At 65.0% G+C, this 17,939-nt stretch carries 17 protein-coding genes; 9 read left to right on the forward strand and 8 right to left on the reverse strand.

Annotated elements, in window-relative coordinates; translation table 11 throughout:
* Window positions 1-161: 161 nt before the first annotated feature.
* From modA to modC, 3 genes are all read left to right on the forward strand, one after another.
* Window positions 162-962 (forward strand): molybdate ABC transporter substrate-binding protein, encoded by an 801-nt coding sequence (gene modA, locus ATC00_RS28315; RefSeq protein WP_064255253.1) that lies wholly within the window; start codon window positions 162-164, stop codon window positions 960-962.
* 102 nt (window positions 963-1,064) lie between these two features.
* A complete protein-coding gene (modB, locus tag ATC00_RS28320; protein WP_037389526.1) occupies window positions 1,065-1,757 on the forward strand; it encodes a molybdate ABC transporter permease subunit in 693 nt (230 codons plus the stop codon).
* Complete coding sequence (gene modC / locus ATC00_RS28325) at window positions 1,754-2,821, forward strand: molybdenum ABC transporter ATP-binding protein (protein WP_037389529.1); 1,068 nt, start codon at window positions 1,754-1,756, stop codon at window positions 2,819-2,821. Before modB ends, modC begins: the two co-directional genes overlap by 4 nt.
* Here the strand turns inward: modC and ATC00_RS28330 are convergent.
* Both ATC00_RS28330 and ATC00_RS28335 read right to left on the reverse strand, forming a co-directional pair.
* Window positions 2,818-3,228, reverse strand: coding sequence for a winged helix-turn-helix domain-containing protein (locus ATC00_RS28330; protein ID WP_052035612.1), 411 nt, complete (start codon window positions 3,226-3,228; stop codon window positions 2,818-2,820). The two genes, modC and ATC00_RS28330, sit on opposite strands and share 4 nt — an antisense overlap.
* Before the next feature lie 45 nt (window positions 3,229-3,273).
* The gene (locus ATC00_RS28335) at window positions 3,274-4,011 is read right to left on the reverse strand and encodes an SDR family oxidoreductase (RefSeq protein WP_064255254.1); all 738 of its coding nucleotides are present in this window, start codon (window positions 4,009-4,011) and stop codon (window positions 3,274-3,276) included.
* Window positions 4,012-4,260: 249 nt separating this feature from the next.
* Between ATC00_RS28335 and ATC00_RS28340 the strand changes: the two genes are divergently transcribed.
* The 5 genes from ATC00_RS28340 to lpdA all read left to right on the forward strand — a co-directional run bounded on the left by ATC00_RS28340 (window position 4,261) and on the right by lpdA (window position 10,859).
* Window positions 4,261-5,592: an NAD(P)/FAD-dependent oxidoreductase gene (locus tag ATC00_RS28340; protein ID WP_037389535.1), complete on the forward strand. Its 1,332-nt coding sequence runs from the start codon at window positions 4,261-4,263 to the stop codon at window positions 5,590-5,592.
* Window positions 5,593-5,930: 338 nt separating this feature from the next.
* Window positions 5,931-7,163, forward strand: a complete 1,233-nt coding sequence (locus tag ATC00_RS28345) for a 3-methyl-2-oxobutanoate dehydrogenase (2-methylpropanoyl-transferring) subunit alpha (protein ID WP_037389537.1) — start codon at window positions 5,931-5,933, stop codon at window positions 7,161-7,163.
* Between the two features lies 1 nt (window position 7,164).
* Window positions 7,165-8,178 carry an alpha-ketoacid dehydrogenase subunit beta gene (locus tag ATC00_RS28350; protein WP_037389540.1) on the forward strand — a complete coding sequence of 338 codons (1,014 nt, stop codon included), beginning with the start codon at window positions 7,165-7,167 and terminating at the stop codon, window positions 8,176-8,178.
* A gap of 4 nt (window positions 8,179-8,182) precedes the next feature.
* Window positions 8,183-9,457: a dihydrolipoamide acetyltransferase family protein gene (locus ATC00_RS28355; RefSeq protein WP_037389542.1), complete on the forward strand. Its 1,275-nt coding sequence runs from the start codon at window positions 8,183-8,185 to the stop codon at window positions 9,455-9,457.
* Window positions 9,458-9,464: 7 nt separating this feature from the next.
* The gene (gene lpdA, locus ATC00_RS28360; RefSeq protein WP_037389544.1) at window positions 9,465-10,859 is read left to right on the forward strand and encodes a dihydrolipoyl dehydrogenase; all 1,395 of its coding nucleotides are present in this window, start codon (window positions 9,465-9,467) and stop codon (window positions 10,857-10,859) included.
* 187 nt (window positions 10,860-11,046) lie between these two features.
* Here the strand turns inward: lpdA and ATC00_RS28365 are convergent, their stop codons facing one another.
* The 6 genes from ATC00_RS28365 to hmgA form a co-directional block, all read right to left on the reverse strand.
* Window positions 11,047-12,228 (reverse strand): acetyl-CoA C-acyltransferase, encoded by a 1,182-nt coding sequence (locus tag ATC00_RS28365; protein ID WP_037389546.1) that lies wholly within the window; start codon window positions 12,226-12,228, stop codon window positions 11,047-11,049.
* A 105-nt stretch (window positions 12,229-12,333) separates the two neighbouring features.
* A complete protein-coding gene (gene purU, locus ATC00_RS28370) occupies window positions 12,334-13,218 on the reverse strand; it encodes a formyltetrahydrofolate deformylase (RefSeq protein WP_064255255.1) in 885 nt (294 codons plus the stop codon).
* 161 nt (window positions 13,219-13,379) lie between these two features.
* Window positions 13,380-14,030, reverse strand: a complete 651-nt coding sequence (gene maiA, locus ATC00_RS28375; RefSeq protein WP_037389550.1) for a maleylacetoacetate isomerase — start codon at window positions 14,028-14,030, stop codon at window positions 13,380-13,382.
* Entirely contained in the window at window positions 14,030-15,046 is a 1,017-nt protein-coding gene (locus ATC00_RS28380) for a fumarylacetoacetate hydrolase family protein (RefSeq protein ID WP_037389552.1), read from the reverse strand. Before ATC00_RS28380 ends, maiA begins: the two co-directional genes overlap by 1 nt.
* Before the next feature lie 12 nt (window positions 15,047-15,058).
* A complete protein-coding gene (locus ATC00_RS28385) occupies window positions 15,059-15,928 on the reverse strand; it encodes an MBL fold metallo-hydrolase (protein WP_037389611.1) in 870 nt (289 codons plus the stop codon).
* Window positions 15,925-17,292: a homogentisate 1,2-dioxygenase gene (gene hmgA / locus ATC00_RS28390; protein ID WP_037389554.1), complete on the reverse strand. Its 1,368-nt coding sequence runs from the start codon at window positions 17,290-17,292 to the stop codon at window positions 15,925-15,927. The genes ATC00_RS28385 and hmgA overlap by 4 nt, the downstream gene beginning before the upstream one ends.
* Window positions 17,293-17,370: 78 nt before the next feature.
* On the opposite strand from hmgA, the gene ATC00_RS28395 reads away from it, so the two are divergent.
* Window positions 17,371-17,859, forward strand: coding sequence for a MarR family winged helix-turn-helix transcriptional regulator (locus ATC00_RS28395; RefSeq protein WP_037389555.1), 489 nt, complete (start codon window positions 17,371-17,373; stop codon window positions 17,857-17,859).
* Window positions 17,860-17,939 lie beyond the last annotated feature (80 nt).

The following is a 17,939-nucleotide window of genomic DNA, read 5'->3' on the forward strand; positions in this document are numbered from 1 at the left end:
GCCCGATGGGCGCCTATCGCAAGCGCTTGCGTGGCATTTGCCCTTTCCGTTCACCGCTTTGATTACCCTTGTCACGGAGCATTGTATTTCTACGGATATAGCGCTAACGAAGACGGAGAGCCGTTATACCCTGACAAATATCACGAGAGATGGAGACAGGCATGCTCAAGGGACGGAGAGAGTGGATCAAGGGCTTCGGGTTGTCCGGCTTGATGCTGGCGCTCGGCATGACTTTGGCGGGCGCGGCATTCGCCCCCGCCCAGGCAGGCGAGAAGGTAATGGTATTCGCTGCGGCGAGCCTGAAGAATGCACTCGACGAGATCAACGCCAAATGGAAAGAGGAAACCGGCAAGGAGACGACCGCCTCCTATGCGGCAAGCTCGGCGCTCGCAAAGCAGATCGAACAGGGCGCGCCCGCCGATATCTTCATCTCGGCCGATCTCGCCTGGATGGATTACCTTGCCGAGAAGAAGCTGATCAAGGACGAAACCCGCTCCAACCTGCTCGGCAACCGTATCGTTCTCGTTTCCGGCAAGACCGACGCCGCGCCTGTCGAGATCAAGCCGGGCCTGGACCTTGCCGCTCTTCTCGGCGACGGACGCCTCGCGATGGGCGCCGTCGATTCGGTTCCGGCCGGCAAATACGGCAAGTCGGCACTCGAAAAGCTCGGCATTTGGCCGACGGTCGAAGCAAAAGTCGCGGGAGCTGAAAGCGTGCGCGCCGCCCTGCTTCTCGTTTCGCGCGGCGAGGCCCCCTATGGCATCGTCTACCAGACAGACGCGGCCGCCGATCCGGGCGTGAAGGTGGTCGGAACCTTGCCCGAAGACAGCCACCCGTCGATCATCTACCCGATCGCGATCACGGCCGAGAGCAACCCGGACGCCGCGGCCTATCTTGAATTCGTCAAGTCGCCCAAGGCCGCAGCACTTTTCCAGGCACAGGGATTTATCGTGCGTGAATAGGGTCTTGCGCCACTGGCCTTCGACCGGGCAGAAGGTTTTCGCGTCGTGCGTCTAGTTTCGGCGAGGCGCCTCTGTGATACGGGAGCACGAAATTTGGAATGGATGGCCTTGAGCGACGCGGAATGGACGGCCGTCCGGTTGAGCCTGCGGGTGGCAACGGTCGCGATGCTTTCGAGCCTGCCGGTCGCACTTCTCGTCGCCATGGCATTGGCACGCGGTCGCTTCTGGGGCAGGTCGATCCTGAACGGCATCGTGCACATGCCGCTGATCCTGCCGCCGGTCGTCACCGGCTTTGTGCTGCTCCTGCTGTTCGGCCGGCGCGGACCGATCGGCGCCTTCCTCGCCGACAATTTCGGCCTTGTCTTCTCCTTCCGCTGGACCGGTGCGGCGCTCGCCTGCGCCGTCATGGGCTTTCCGCTGATGGTGCGCAGCATCCGGCTGTCGATCGAAGCGGTCGACCGCAAGCTGGAGGACGCCGCCTCAACGCTCGGCGCCAATCCGATCTGGGTTTTCCTGACCGTGACCGTGCCGTTGATCCTTCCCGGCATCGTCACCGGCATGATCCTTTCCTTCGCCAAGGCGATGGGCGAGTTCGGGGCGACGATTACCTTCGTCTCCAACATCCCGGGCGAGACGCAAACGCTTTCCGCGGCGATCTACAGCTTCACCCAGGTGCCGGGCGGCGACGCCGGCGCCATGCGGCTCGCCATCATCTCCATCATCCTTTCGATGACGGCGCTCATGCTGTCGGAATTGCTCGCCGCCGCTGCTGCGCGACGGACGGTCGCCGCATGAGCCTCGAGGTCGAAGCCAGCCACCGGATCGGCTCATTTGCCATCGACGCCGCCTTCCGCTCGGAGGGCGGCGTGACGGCGCTTTTCGGCCGTTCCGGCTCCGGCAAGACCTCGCTGGTCAATATCGTCGCCGGGCTGCTGCGACCCGATCGTGGCCGCATCGTGCTCGACGGCGACGTTATCGCCGACAGCGGGAAGCGGCTCTTCACCCCCGTTCACCGCCGGCGCTTCGGCTATGTCTTCCAGGAGGCCCGGCTCTTTCCGCATCTGAGCGTCCGCCACAATCTCGCCTATGGGCGCTGGTTCGCCGGTGCCGGCAAATCCGCCTCCGAGTTCGCCAAAATCGTCGAGATGCTCGGCATCGGGGATCTGCTCGAGCGTCGTCCTTCGACTCTCTCTGGCGGCGAGCGCCAGCGCGTCGCCGTCGGGAGGGCGCTGCTTGCTACTCCGCGGCTGCTGCTGATGGACGAGCCGCTCGCCGCCCTCGACGAGGCCAGAAAGGCGGAGATCCTGCCCTATATCGAGCGGCTCCGCGACGAGACGAAGATACCGATCGTCTATGTCAGCCATTCCGTCGCGGAGGTGGCGCGGCTGGCGGAGCGCGTGGTGGTGATCGAGGACGGCCGGGTCAAGGCATCCGGCACGGCCTCCGTGATTCTCAACCAGCCGGCAGCCGCCATCGCGCGGCGCGAAACCGGCGCCCTGGTCGAAGGCGCGGTCGAAAGCCATGACGCCCAGCACAGGTTGACGGTCGTGCGGGCCGGCGAATGCCTGATCCGCATACCGCATCTCGTCTCCGCGCCGGGCAATCGCCTCCGCCTTTACATCGCCGGGCGCGACGTGATGCTCGCCACGACGAAACCGGAAGGAATCAGCGCCCTCAACGTCCTGATGGGAACGATCGTCGACCTTTCACCGGCGCAGGAGGGCAGCGTCGACGTGCGCGTCGATTGCGGCGGCAATGTCATCGTCTCCCGCATCACCGCCCTCTCCCGCGATGCGCTCGGACTTGAGCCCGGGAAGCCCGTCCACGCGATCATCAAGACGGTCGCGCTGGACTATTAGGACGGCTGCGCAGGTCGTTTCGGGGATGCGCTTTCCGTTCGGTGCGATGCTTCGCCGGATCGCGCCGCTTCCAGCCAATCGAGGTCCTCCGCGATCGCCTCCCTGGTCCTCGCTTCCATCCCCCGAAAGCGCTCGATCAGCGTCTCGCCGAAGACGGTAAGCGCCGCACCCCCGCCCTGCTTGCCGCCGCGCTGCGACTCGACTGCGGGCTCTTTGAACATTCGGTTGAGCGCATCGACCAGCAGCCAGGCGCGCCGGTAGGACATGTCCATCGCGCGACCGGCGGCGGAGATCGAGCCGGTCTCGCGGATCAATTCGAGAAGCATGATCTTGCCGCGCCCGAGGCGATCCTCGGGCGGGAAATCGATGCGCAGGACGGGGTGTAGCTCATTGTCGGCTTCGGGCATGCGCCGCAGCATAGACATTGCGGCAGGCGGCGAAAAGGCCTGCACTCAGAGGCTCATGCCGCCGTCGACCACATGCACATGGCCGGTCGTATAGGCCGAAGCGTCGCTGGCGAGATAGACGGCGAGGGCAGCGATTTCCTCGGGCGTGCCAAGCCGGCCCATCGGCTGGCGGGCGATGAAGGCGGCGCGCGCCTCCTCGTAATTGCCCTGCGCCCGCATCCGTTCCTCGAGCGACGGCGATTGCACGGTGCCGGGCGCAATGGCGTTGCAGCGAATGCCCTTGCCGATGTAGTCGATCGCCACCGACTTGGTGAGGCCGATGACCGCCGCTTTGCTCGCGGAATAGACGAAGCGGTTCGGCACGCCCATCGGCACGCCGGCGACCGACGACATGTTGATGATCGAGCCGCCGCCTTTTTCGAGCATGCCCGGCAGCAAGGCGCGGATCATCCGGAACATCGATTTGACGTTCAGGTCGAAGGCGAAGTCGTAGTCCTTCTCGCTCGTCTCCAGGATCGTGCCGGCATGGACGAAGCCGGCGCAGTTGAAGAGGACGTCGACGGGACCGGTGCGCGCGGCAAAATCGGCGATTGCCGCTTCGCTCAATACATCGAGCTTCGCGACCTCGATACCGACGGCCGCAAGCTCGGCGAGCTTGTCCTCGTTGACATCCGTCGCGATGACCGACGCCCCTTCCCGGCTGAACGCCTCGGCCGCCGCGCGGCCGATACCTTGTGCCGCAGCCGTGATCACAGCACGCTTGCCCGCAAGAAGTCCGCTCATTATCCGCCCCATCGAACCGGTATGATTGTCAGCGGGGGCCTGCTCTGCGGCCCCGCATCTCGCTTCTCAACAGACATCGAAGCCTGCGGGCCTGTCAAGCGGGTACTTCGTATTTTTATCGAAAAAAGACAGAACCCGGCGATGATAGAGCTGTGCATGACGAGCCGCAGCGGTCTCCTGCAAGCTTGATCCCGGCGGCCGAAAAATGCAGCGATAGAAGACCGCCCCTGCCCTTCTGCGAGAACTACGATGCCTGGCCCCACCCTTGATCCCGTCGTCACCGACCCGTCGCTGCCGCGCAAAGCAGATGTCGTCATCATCGGCGGGGGTATCATCGGCGTCAGCGCGGCGCTTTTCCTCGCCGAGCGCGGCGTCAAGGTGGTGCTCTGCGAAAAAGGCGTGCTAGCCGGCGAACAGTCGAGCCGCAACTGGGGCTGGGTGCGGGTCATGGGCCGCGACCGGCGCGAGATCCCGCTGGCGATGGCATCGCTGAAGATCTGGGACACGCTCGATCGGCGGGTCGGTGGCGAAACCGGATTTCGCCGCAGCGGCATCCTCTATATCTCCGAGACCGAGCAGGACATCGCCAATCGCGATGCCTGGCTGGCGCTTGCCAAACCGCATGGCGTCGATAGTCGACAGATCGGCCCCGAAGAGACCGAAGCTCTGATGGCCGGCGCCGCAATCCGCTACAAGGGCGCACTCTACACGCCGAGCGACGGCAGGGCCGAGCCGCAGAAGGCCGTGCCGGCGATCGCGGCTGGAGCCCGCCGCGCCGGTGCGACGATCGTCACCGCTTGCGCCGTGCGCGGCATCGAGAAAAGTGGCGGACGGGTGAGCGCGGTCATCACCGAGAAGGGCCGCATCGAAACGGCGGCGGTCGTGCTTGCCGGCGGCGCCTGGTCGCGGCTTTTCTGCAAGGGGCTCGGCATCCGCCTGCCGCAGTTGAAGGTGCGCAACACCGTGCTCAGGACCGCGCCGGTCGAGGGCGGGCCGGACGGCGCCGGCGCAACGGGAACCTATGCCTACAGGAAACGCCTCGACGGCGGCTATACGATCGCCACCGCCGGTGTGAACCTGCATCCGTTCGTCCCCGACAGCCTGGCTTTTTTCCGTGACTTCCGGCCGGTGCGGAAGGCCGACCCGGACTCGGTCCAGGTGGGCTTCAGCGCCCAGAGCTGGCGCGAACTGTTCGAGATCACGCCCGTTCCGCTCGACCGCCCGGGCGCCTTCGAGCGGCACCGAGTTCTCGATCCGCAACCGAATGCGCGCTCGGTCCTGCGCACCCTTGAGGCGGCGAGACGTGCGTTGCCGGCGCTGCGGCAGGTCGAGCCGGTGCAGATCTGGGCCGGGCTGATCGACGTCACGCCCGATGCGGTGCCGGTCATTTCGCACGCCGACGCACTTCCCGGCCTCGTCATCGCCACCGGCTTTTCCGGCCATGGCTTCGGCATCGGGCCCGGTGCAGGACACCTCGTGGCGGACCTTGTCACCGGCGACAGACCGATCGTCGATCCCAGCGAATTTCGGCTGTCGCGATTCTCGGACGGCACGCCGATCGAGATCGCACCGCCCGTCTGAGAGCGATTTTCCCAAACCGATCGCGAAAGAAAATTACGCGCTGCCGGGGCACGGTCACGGCTCCGCGATCAGTCCGGCGCGGACGCCGGCATGAATCTGTCTTTCTTCATCCGGACGTTCGGCTCGCTGCCGAAAACCCTTCATCAAACCCCGAACTCATGGCAGTCTGTGGCTGTAACCCTTTGGGAGAACGAGGGTTGTCTATGACTGCACTGCCCGAGGCGCAGGAGCGCCCCGGGCAATCGCCGATGGTCATGGACGTCGCACGACCGCGAGACCATTCGCTCAGCGGTTGACCTCTGTGCGATGCGCAATCCGGAAGGGAGGCCGGAACCTGCATGGATGAATTCAGCCGACTGAGTCTGCATGTCCCCGAACCGGCCGTCCGGCCCGGTGATCAGCCCGATTTCTCCAACGTCAAGATTCCGAAGGCGGGGTCAGTGCCGCGGCCCGAGGTCGATGTGGAGCCCGAAGCGATCCGCGATCTCGCCTACTCGATCATCCGGGTGCTCAACCGCGAGGGAGAGGCAGTCGGCCCCTGGGCCGGTCTGCTCTCGGACGAGGAGCTGCTGACGGGTCTTCGGCACATGATGATGCTGCGCGCCTTCGACGCCCGAATGCTAATGGCGCAGCGCCAGGGCAAGACTTCCTTCTACATGCAGCATCTCGGCGAGGAAGCAGTGAGCTGCGCCTTCAGAAGAGCGCTCCGCAAGGGCGACATGAATTTCCCGACCTATCGCCAGGCGGGGCTGCTGATCGCCGATGATTACCCGATGGTCGAGATGATGAACCAGATCTTCTCGAACGAGCTGGATCCCTGCCACGGGCGGCAGCTGCCGGTCATGTACACGTCGAAGGAGCACGGCTTCTTCACCATTTCCGGCAACCTCGCCACCCAATATGTCCAGGCGGTCGGCTGGGCGATGGCGTCGGCCATCAAGAACGACACCCGGATTGCCGCCGGTTGGATCGGCGACGGCTCGACGGCCGAGTCGGATTTCCACTCGTCGCTGGTGTTCGCCTCCACCTACAAGGCGCCGGTCATCCTCAACATCGTCAACAACCAATGGGCGATCTCGACCTTCCAGGGCATCGCCCGTGGCGGTTCCGGAACCTTTGCCGCCCGCGGCCTCGGCTTCGGCATTCCGGCGCTGCGCGTCGACGGCAACGACTATCTCGCCGTCTATGCGGTGGCGCGTTGGGCCGCGGAGCGGGCGCGGCGCAATCTCGGCCCGACGCTCATCGAATACGTGACTTACCGGGTCGGAGCGCACTCGACCTCCGACGATCCGAGCGCCTACCGGCCGAAAACGGAATCGGAGGCCTGGCCGCTCGGCGACCCGGTGCTCAGGCTGAAGAAGCACCTGATCCTGCGCGGCGCCTGGTCCGACGAGCGGCATGCGCAGGCCGAGGCGGAGATCATGGATCAGGTGATCCAGGCGCAGAAGGAGGCCGAAAGCCACGGCACGCTGCATGCCGGCGGCAGGCCCTCTGTGCGCGATATTTTCGAGGGCGTCTATGCCGAGATGCCGCCGCATATCCGCCGCCAGCGGCAGAAGGCAGGGTACTGACATGGCCAGAATGACGATGATCGAAGCAGTGCGCAGCGCCATGGACGTCTGTATGGGGCGAGACGAGGACGTCGTCGTCTTCGGCGAGGACGTCGGCTATTTCGGCGGCGTCTTCCGCTGCACCCAGGGGCTCCAGGCGAAATACGGCAAGACCCGCTGCTTCGATGCGCCGATCAGTGAATCCGGCATCGTCGGCACCGCCATCGGCATGGCGGCCTACGGGCTGAAGCCCTGTGTCGAGATCCAGTTCGCCGATTACATGTATCCGGCTTATGACCAGCTCACCCAGGAGGCGGCCCGCATCCGCTACCGCTCGAACGGCGACTTCACCTGTCCGATCGTCGTGCGCATGCCGACCGGCGGCGGCATCTTCGGCGGCCAGACCCACAGCCAGAGCCCGGAAGCGCTCTTCACCCATGTCTGCGGCCTCAAGGTCATCGTGCCGTCGAACCCCTATGACGCCAAGGGCCTGCTGATCTCGGCAATTGAGGATCCGGACCCGGTGATGTTCCTGGAGCCGAAACGGCTTTATAACGGCCCCTTCGACGGCCATCACGAGCGCCCGGTGACCCCGTGGTCGAAGCACGAGCTCGGCGACGTGCCGGAGGGGCATTATTCTATCCCGATCGGCAAGGCGGAAATCCGCCGCAAGGGATCGGCCGTCACCGTGATCGCCTATGGGACGATGGTGCATGTGGCGCTCGCCGCCGCGGAGGAAACCGGCATCGATGCGGAAGTCATCGATCTGCGCAGCCTGCTGCCGCTCGATCTCGACACGATCGTGCAATCGGTCACCAAAACCGGGCGCTGCGTCGTCGTGCATGAGGCGACGCTGACCTCGGGCTTCGGGGGCGAACTCGTCGCGCTCGTCCAGGAGCACTGCTTCTACCACCTCGAAGTCCCGGTCGTCCGGGTGACCGGCTGGGATACGCCCTACCCGCATGCCCAGGAATGGGACTATTTCCCCGGTCCGGCGCGCGTCGGCCGCGCGCTCACCGAAGCGATGGAGGCCTGACGCCATGGGCGAATTCATCATCAAGATGCCGGATGTCGGCGAAGGCGTCGCCGAGGCCGAGCTCGTCGAGTGGCACGTCAAGCCGGGCGACCCGGTGCGCGAGGACATGGTGCTCGCCGCGGTCATGACCGACAAGGCGACGGTCGAGATCCCCTCGCCGGTCACCGGCAAGGTCCTCTGGCTCGGCGCCGAGATCGGCGACACGGTCGCCGTAAAGGCACCGCTGGTGAGGATCGAGACCGCCGGCGAGGCTGGCGAACCCCCGCCGGACAGCGTTCCGGAGGCGCTTGCCGAAGCCGTGCTGGAAGAGCCCGTCGCAGTCTCCGCGCCACCGGCCCCCAAGGCGCCGCCTAAGCTTGAGAAGGTCGAGCCCCGACCGGCGCCACGCGAGGCGGCAGACATCGCGAAGAAGCCGCTGGCTTCGCCGGCAGTCAGGCTGCGCGCCAGGGAGAGCGGCGTCGATCTCCGGCAGATGATCGGCACCGGGCCGGCCGGGCGTATCACCCATGAAGATCTCGATCTCTTTATCAGCCGCGGCGCCGAACCGCTGCCCGCCCAGGTCGGCCTCGTCCGCAAGACGGCGGTCGAGGAGATCAAGATCGCCGGCCTGCGGCGGCGGATCGCCGAGAAGATGTCGCTCTCCACCTCGCGCATTCCCCACATCACCTATGTCGAAGAGGTGGACGTGACGGCGCTCGAGGATCTGCGGGCGACAATGAACCGCGACCGCAAGCCCGACCAGCCGAAGCTGACGATCCTGCCCTTCCTGATGCGGGCACTAGTGAGGACCGTCGCCGAGCAACCGGGCGTCAATGCCATTTTCGATGATCACGCCGGCATCGTCCATCGTCACGCGGCCGTCCATATCGGCATTGCCACCCAGACGCCCGCCGGCCTGACCGTGCCGGTCGTGCGCCACGCCGAGGCACGGGGGATCTGGGATTGCGCCGCGGAATTGAACCGGCTGGCCGAAGCGGCCCGGACCGGTACCGCGACGCGCGACGAACTGATCGGCTCGACGATCACCATCTCTTCGCTCGGCGCGCTTGGCGGCATCGCCTCGACGCCGGTTATCAACCATCCGGAAGTGGCGATCGTCGGCGTCAATAAGATCGCCGTGAGGCCCGTTTGGGACGGGTCGCAGTTCGTGCCGCGAAAAATCATGAACCTGTCGTCGAGCTTCGACCACCGCGTCATCGATGGCTGGGACGCCGCCACCTTCGTGCAGCGCCTGAAGACGCTGCTCGAAACGCCGGCTCTGATTTTTGTTGAAGGGTGACGCGACCATGAAGGAAATCTCCTGCAAGCTCCTGGTGCTCGGCGCCGGCCCCGGCGGCTATGTCTGTGCCATCCGCGCCGGACAGCTCGGGGTCAACACCGTGATCGTCGAAAAGGCGAAGGCCGGCGGCACCTGCCTCAACGTCGGCTGCATTCCTTCGAAGGCGCTGATCCATGCGGCCGAGGAATTCCACAAGCTTCGCGTCGCCGCTTCAGGCAGCAGTCCGCTCGGCATCTCGCTGGAGACTCCGGCAATCGACCTCAAGCGGACGATAGCCTGGAAGGACGGGATCGTCGGCCGCCTGAACGGCGGTGTGACGGGCCTTCTCAAGAAGGCCGGCGTCAAGGCCGTCGTCGGCGAGGCGCGATTCGTCGACGGCAAGACGGTCGACGTGGATACGGAAACCGGCGTTCAGCGCATCCGCGCCGAAGCGATCGTCATCGCCACCGGCTCGGAGCCGGTCGAACTTCCCGACCTGCCGTTCGGCGACAATGTCATTTCCTCGACCGAGGCGCTGGCCTTGAAGGAGGTTCCGCCGACGCTCGCCGTCATTGGCGGCGGCTATATCGGCCTCGAACTCGGCACCGCTTTCGCCAAGCTCGGCTCGAAGGTCACCGTGCTCGAAGCCATGGACCGCATCCTGCCGCAATATGACGCCGATCTGTCGAAGCCAGTGATGAAGAGGCTCGGCGAACTCGAGATCGAGGTCTTCACCCGTACGGCGGTCAAGCGCCTGTCGGCCGACCGGCGCGGCCTGCTTGCCGAGGAAAGCGGCCGCGCCTTCGAGGTGCCGGCGGAAAAGGTGCTCGTCACGGTCGGCCGCCGGCCCGTCGTCGCGGGCTGGGGATTGGAGGAGGTCGATCTCGACCGCTCGGGCAAGTTCATCCGCATCGACGACCAGTGCCGGACCTCGATGCGCGGCATCTATGCGATCGGCGACGTCACTGGCGAGCCGATGCTCGCTCACCGCGCCATGGCGCAGGGCGAGATGGTCGCGGAGATCGTCGCCGGCCAGAAGCGAAGCTGGGACAAGCGCTGCATTCCGGCCGTCTGCTTCACCGATCCGGAAATCGTCAGCGCCGGTCTCTCACCAGAGGAAGCACGCGCGGCCGGCATCGAGGTCAAGATCGGCCAGTTCCCCTTCCAGGCGAACGGCCGCGCCATGACGACGCTCGCCGAGGACGGTTTCGTCCGCGTCGTCGCCCGCGCCGACAACCACCTCGTGCTCGGCATCCAGGCCGTCGGGCATGCCGTCTCGGAGCTTTCGGCCACCTTCGCGCTAACGATCGAGATGGGCGCCCGGCTGGAGGACATCGCCGGCACCATCCATGCGCACCCGACGCAGTCGGAGGCATTTCAGGAAGCCGCGTTGAAGGGCTTGGGGCACGCGCTGCATATTTGAGCGCCTCGGAAAGACCCCTCCCCAACCCCTCCTCACAGGTGTCCGCAGGTGGGAGGGGCTTCCCCCGCGGCTCGCTTGGCGCATGACCTGCAATGCCGCTACTTTGTGGAGACGCTTTGATGCGCAGGGCGTTGCTGGTTAGCCCCTCCCACCTGTGGGGAGGGGTTGGGGAGGGGGCTTTTCTGCCCTACTGCACCAACTCCAGCCCCACCGCCGTCGCCTCGCCGCCGCCGATGCAGAGCGAGGCGATGCCGCGCTTGACGCCGTTGGCGCGCATCGCATGGAGAAGCGTGACGACGATGCGCGCACCCGAGGCGCCGATCGGGTGACCGAGCGCACAGGCGCCACCGTGGATGTTGACGATGTCGTCGGAAAGGCCGAGGTCGCGAATCGCCGCCATGGCGACGACGGCGAAGGCCTCGTTGATTTCGTAGAGACCGACGCTCCCCTTGTCCCAACCGAGTTTTTCGGTGAGCTTGTCGATAGCGCCGATCGGTGCGGTCGTGAACCAGGCGGGCTCCTGCGCATGGCCGGCATGGCCGGCGACGACGGCGAGCGGCGTCAGCCCGCGCTTCTCCGCCTCGCTGGCGCGCATCAGGATGAGCGCCGCGGCACCATCGGAGATCGACGACGAGTTGGCGGCCGTGACGCTGCCGCCGTCGCGGAAGGCGGGCTTCAGCTTCGGGATTTTCGTCGGATCGGCCTTCGTCGGCTGCTCGTCTCGATCGAGATTGGCGTTGCCGCGCTTGCCGCCATCGGTCACCGCCACGATCTCCTCGGCGAAGGACTTGTCCTCCGTAGCCTTCAGCGCCCGTTCGAGCGAGCGCAGGGCAAAAGCGTCCTGGTCGGAGCGGGAAAACTGATAATGCTGGGCGGTGTCCTCGGCATAGGTGCCCATCAGCCGCCCCGAATAGGCGTCCTCCAGCCCGTCGAGGAACATGTGGTCCTTGACCTCGCCATGGCCGAGCCGGAAGCCGCCGCGCGCCTTCGGCAGGAGATAGGGAGCATTGGTCATCGACTCCATGCCGCCCACGGCAACGAGCGATGCGCTGCCGGAGAGAAGCGCATCATGGCCGAGCATCAGCGCCTTCATGCCCGACCCGCAGACCTTGGAGACGGTCGTCGACGGCGTCTCCTGTCCAAGGCCGGCGCCAAGCGCCGCCTGCCGGGCCGGATTCTGCCCGAGGCCGGCGGGCAGCACATTGCCCATCAGCACTTCGTCGACTGCGCCGAGGCCGGCGCGATCGAGCGCCGCCTTCAACGCGACGGCGCCGAGTTCCGGCGCCGTCAAATCCTTGAGGCCGCCCTGAAAGGCGCCCATCGGCGTCCGTGCCGCCGAAACGATAACCACCGGATCGCGACTGCTCATCTTGGTCCTCCCAAAAGCTTTGAGACGACTATAGCCATCGCACGCTGCGAGGCAACGCCGGCGGCACCATGCCTATTGGCAGGGCCGCCGGCTGGTGCGGGCGTATCAGCCCATGCGTTCCGACGCATAGCTCCCGGGGCTCGGCGGAAACACCACGACGCGATTGCCGTTGATGAAGGTGCGGTGGTGGATATGGGCATGCACGGCGCGCGCCAGCACCTGGCTCTCGACGTCGCGGCCGATCGACACATAGTCCTCGGCCGACTGCGCATGGGTGATGCGGGCGATGTCCTGCTCGATGATCGGGCCCTCGTCGAGATCGGCGGTGACGTAGTGGGCCGTCGCGCCGATCAGCTTGACGCCGCGCTCATAGGCCTGCTTGTAGGGGTTGGCGCCCTTGAACGACGGCAGGAAGGAATGGTGGATATTGATGATCCGCCCCGACATCTGCTTGCAGAGCGCATCCGACAGCACCTGCATGTAGCGGGCCAAAACGATCAGCTCGGCGCCGGTCTGCTCGACGAACTCCAGCAGCTGCGCCTCAGCCTTCGGCTTGTTCTCCTTCGTCACCTTGATGTGGTGGAAGGGAATGTCGTGGTTGACGACCACCTTCTGGTAATCGAAGTGATTGGAGACCACGCCGACGATGTCGATCGGCAGCGCCCCGATCTTCCACCGGTAGAGCAGGTCGTTCAGGCAATGACCGAAACGCGACACCATCAACAGCACCTTCATCCGCTCTTCGGAATCGCGGATCTCCATCGCCATGCCGAACCGCTTGATGACAGGAGCGAAGCCTTCGCGCAGTTCCTCGAGCTTGGCGCCCTCCTGGCTGATGAAGGTGAGGCGCATGAAGAACAGACCCGTCTCGAGGTCGTCGAATTGCGAGCTGTCGCTGATGTAGCAGCCTTTCTCCGCGAGATAGCCGGTGACGGCAGCAACGATGCCGCGGGTGGATTTGCAAGTGACGGTCAGCACATAGCTTTTCATCGATGGGTCTCTCGTTCCTGAAGTGTTTCCGCGCCCCCTTACACGGGCAGTCACGCGAAAACTACCGTGGCGATTTGAGACCTGCCGATCCATTCGCGACATCGGATGGACCGAACGGGCCACGGTGCAGCCAGCCGGGCGAAAGTGGTGATCTGAGAGGTCTACGGCTTCGTCCGGTCCGGATGCGCTCTGGCAAAGGCGTCGATCTCGGCGCAGCGCGCGTCGATGGCCACGAGCCGGGGGCAGCAGGAAAGGTCGACCTGCCAGCGGCGCGCGTTATAGAGCTGCGGCACGAGGCAGATATCCGCCATGCTCGGACTTTCGCCGTGGCAGAAGCTGCCGGTCGAGGGATGATCGAGCAGCCGCTCGAAAGCAGCAAGACCCTCGCCGATGAACTTCTGCATCCAGGCGAGGCGTACCGCCTCGCCATCCGTCGCGCTCGCCATCACATGGGCAACGACTCCGAGATTGCAGACAGGGTGAATATCCATCGCGATGGCGTGGGAGAGCGCCCGCACCCGCTGCCGCCCGATTGCATCGGCAGGAAGGAGAAGGCCGGCCGTCCTCGTTTCGGCGAGATACTCGACAATGGCGAGCGACTGGGTGAGGCGCTCGCCGTCGATGTCTAGGACTGGGACCAGACCTTGGGGGTTGCGGGCGAGATGCTCGGGCGCTCGATGCGCCCGCGCGAGAAGATCGACAGGAACGGAGCGGTAGTCTTCGCCGACGAGATTGAGGGCGATCCGCACCCGGTAGCTCGCCGATGAGCGCCAATAGTCGTAGAGGACGGTTCCGTTCGCCACGATGCCCATCAGCCGCGCTCGTAACTTGCCACCTTCTGCTCGATGGCGCCGAAGATCGAATGGCCGGTGCCATCCCGCATTTCGATACGGACGATGTCGCCGAATTTCAGGAAGGGCGTTTTCGGCGCTCCGCTCTCGATCGTTTCGATCATGCGCAGCTCCGCGATGCAGGAATAGCCGACGCCGCCTTCCGAAACCGGTCTGCCCGGCCCGTCGTCAAGCTTGTTCGAAACCGTACCCGAACCGATGATGGTGCCGGCAGAGAGCGGCCGTGTGCGGGCCGCATGCGCGATCAGTTGCGGAAAATCGAAGGTCATGTCGATCCCCGCATTGGCGCGGCCGAAGGGCTTCCCGTTCAAGTCGACGCGAAGCGGCAGGTGCAGCGTACCGCCGTCCCAGGCCTCGCCCAATTCATCCGGCGTCACGGCGACCGGCGAGAAAGCAGAAGATGGTTTCGACTGGTAGAAGCCGAAGCCCTTGGCGAGTTCCGCGGGGATGAGCCCGCGCAGCGAAACGTCGTTGACGAGCATGACGAGGCGGATCGCCGCGCGTGCCTCCTCGAGCGTCGCGGCCATCGGCACGTCATCGACGATCACCGCCACCTCGCCCTCCATGTCGATACCCCAGGCCTCGTCGGCCATGAGGATCGGATCGCGGGGGCCGAGGAAGCTGTCGGAGCCGCCCTGGTAGATCAGCGGGTCGATCCAGAAACTCGCCGGCATCTCGGCATTGCGCGCCTTTCTGACGAGCTCGACGTGATTGACATAGGCCGAGCCGTCGGCCCAGTGGAAGGCCCTCGGCAAGGGCGAAGCAGCATCATGCTCATGGAAGCGCATGGTAGGCTGCGAGCCGGTCTCGATCCCCTCGGCGACGCGCGCCAGCCGCGGCCCCGCATGCGCCCAATCATCCAGCGCCGCCTGCAGCGTGCGGGCGATGTGCCCGACTTCCGAGCAGCGCGTCAGATCCCGGGAAACGACCACAAGCTTTCCGTCACGCGTGGAGTCTTTCAACGTCGCCAGTTTCATGCAGTCCTCCCTCTACCCGGACGAATCGTCCGCAAATTCCACAACAAGACCGTCAGAAGCGATCGTCAAGGCGCCCGGCCAGTTTTTGCGCGCCGCCGCGATCCAGTCGGCTTGCGAGATCTCCGGGTCATCGGCCGGAATAAGGTGATGCAACACGAGCCGGCCGACCCCGGCCGCCTCTGCGATCGTGCCCGCCTGTTCTGCGAATGTGTGGCTCGCCAGCAGATGTTCTTTGAGCCCCGCACCATTTCCAGTGCGCGCCACCAGACGGTCGACCCCTGCAGCGAGCATCGCTTCGTGAACGAGAATGTCGGCGCCGCTCGCAAAATCGGCCAGCGGCGGGAAATAGGCCGTGTCGGAGGAGAACACGATGGTCCCCTCCGCATGATCGAAGCGCAGAGCGAAGCAGTCGGTGACCGGCGGGTGGTCGACGCGCAGCGCCGAGACCGTGAGGCCATTCTCCGAAAAGACTTGACCGTCGGAGAATTCGACAACCTCAACGAGCCTGCGGAGATCCGGCCTGCCCTCGTCGACGATACGAATGTCGACATCGAAGGCCATCGACTGGAGGAAGCCCTGCCAATAGCCGCGTGTGCCGGCGGGTCCGAAGACGCGTACGCCATGCGCGAGCCCCGCAGTCCAGGCGGTGTGGATCAGCGGACCGAGTTCCAGCACGTGGTCCGAATGCAAATGGGTGACGACGATCAGGTCCAGCGCCTTGAGGGGCACGCCGGCATCGGTCAGCCCACGGGTGACGCCGAGCCCGCAGTCGACCACGATCGTGCGGCCGGCGATCTCAAGCAGCGACGATGTCGGCCAGGGGCCGCCCGGCCGGATCGCCGGGCCGCCTTTGCTGCCGAGCAAGACAAGGCGTGCACTCAAGACCAATCGCCCTCCGGCGTCCCGTTGAAGCGCTTCTTGAGATCGGCCCAGCAGTCGATGTAATTGTCCTGCAGCGTTTCCAGTTCGGCTGCGAAGCGGGTCAGTTGCTGCGGGAAACGGGTCTCGAACATGAAGGCCATGGTATTGTCGAGCTTCACCGGTTTCAACTCGCTGTTTGTCGCCTTTTCGAAGCCGGATGCGTCCGGCCCGTGCGCCAGCATCATGTTGTGCAAGCTCATGCCGCCGGGCACGAAGCCCTCCTCCTTCGCGTCATAGCGCCCGTAGATCAGCCCCATGAATTCGCTCATGATGTTGCGGTGATACCAAGGCGGCCGGAAGGTGTGCTCGGCGACCAGCCAGCGCGGCGGGAAGAGAACGAAGTCGACATTGGCAGTCCCCTCCTCTCCTGACGGCGCGGTCAGCACCGTGAAGATCGACGGATCAGGATGATCGAACAGAATCGCACCGACCGGCGAGAAAGTCTTGAGGTCGTATTTGTAGGGCGCGTAATTGCCATGCCAGGCGACGACGTCGAGTGGCGAATGGCCGATCTCGACCACGTGGAAGGAGCCGCACCACTTCACCTGCACCCGGCAAGGCGTCTCCTTATCCTCATAGGCCGCCACCGGCGTCTTGAAATCGCGCGGATTGGCAAGGCAGTTGGCGCCGATCGGCCCGCGGTCCGGCAACGTGAACTTGGCGCCGTAATTCTCGCAGATATAGCCGCGCCAGACCTCCCCCTCGCCGATCCGAGTGACCTTGAACATCATGCCGCGCGGCACAAGGCAGATTTCCGACGGCGCCACATCCATCTTGCCGAGTTCGGTAAAGACCTGGATCGCCCCCGTTTCCGGCACGATCAAGAGCTCGCCGTCGGCATTGAAGAAGTAATCATCGACCATATCGGCATTGAAGACATAGGCATGTGCCGCCATGCCGACCTGGGTCAGCACATCGCCCGCAGTCGTCATCGTCCGAATGCCCTGTAGAAAGTTCAGTTGCCCGGTCGGCGCCGGCAAAGGGTCCCAGCGCAACTGCCCGAGCGCCAGCGCGTGCTCGGCGGCATGCGGCGCCGTCTTCCAGTGCGGATAGTCGATCTTCGCGAAGCGGCCGGTGTGCCGGACGCTCGGGCGGATCCGGTAGAGCCAGGAACGCTCGTTCGTGCCGCGCGGCGCCGTAAAGGGGGAACCGGAGAGCTGTTCGGCATAGAGACCGTAGCTGCATTTCTGCGGGCTGTTCTGCCCCTGCGGCAAGGCGCCGGGCAGGCTTTCAGTCTCGAAGTCGTTGCCGAAGCCCGGCATGTAGATAAGCGACTGTTCCTCGCCCATGGCGGCTCCGTGCCGCTGCTCCGCCTTGCCCAACATGGCTTGCATCTCCTTTTTTGATCGGCATATTAGTTACAAGCGTAACTATTGATTTTGTAACTATCAAGGATGGAAGGGATGGAGGCAAACGGGTTCGAACTGGAGAACTTCCTGCCCTACCGGCTGAACCGGGCGGCAGAATTCGTGGCGCTGCGCTTTGCCGCTCAGTACAAGGCGCGCTACCAGTTGACCCGTCCCGAATGGCGAACGCTGGCTGCTTTAGGCAGCTCGGAACGCCCGATGACGGCGACCGAGATCGGCGCCCATTCGACAATGCACAAGACGAAGGTCAGCCGCGCCGTTTTCGGTCTCGAGCAGCGCCGCTGGCTGAAGCGCGAGGAGGACGGCCGCGACCGGCGGTTCGAGCACCTGGCGCTGACACCGGCAGGCGAGCAGGCCTACCGGGAACTGACGGCGCTCGCGAGTGCCTATCAGAACGAATTGCTGTCGATGCTCGGGGTAGAGAATATGCAGGCGCTTTCGGCGGGCTTGCTGGCGGTGGAACGGGCTATGCGGAAACGGGGCACTGCGTCACCCCTCCCCAACCCACAAGGGGGAGGGACTTAACCTGCTGCACCGCTCCTGCCCATATTTCGCTCTTCGCGTATAGGCTAAGCCGTTAAATTTGGGAGCGGTGCGGCAAGCGC

Origin of the sequence: Sinorhizobium americanum, from assembly GCF_001651855.1 — a bacterium.
Lineage (GTDB): Bacteria > Pseudomonadota > Alphaproteobacteria > Rhizobiales > Rhizobiaceae > Sinorhizobium > Sinorhizobium americanum.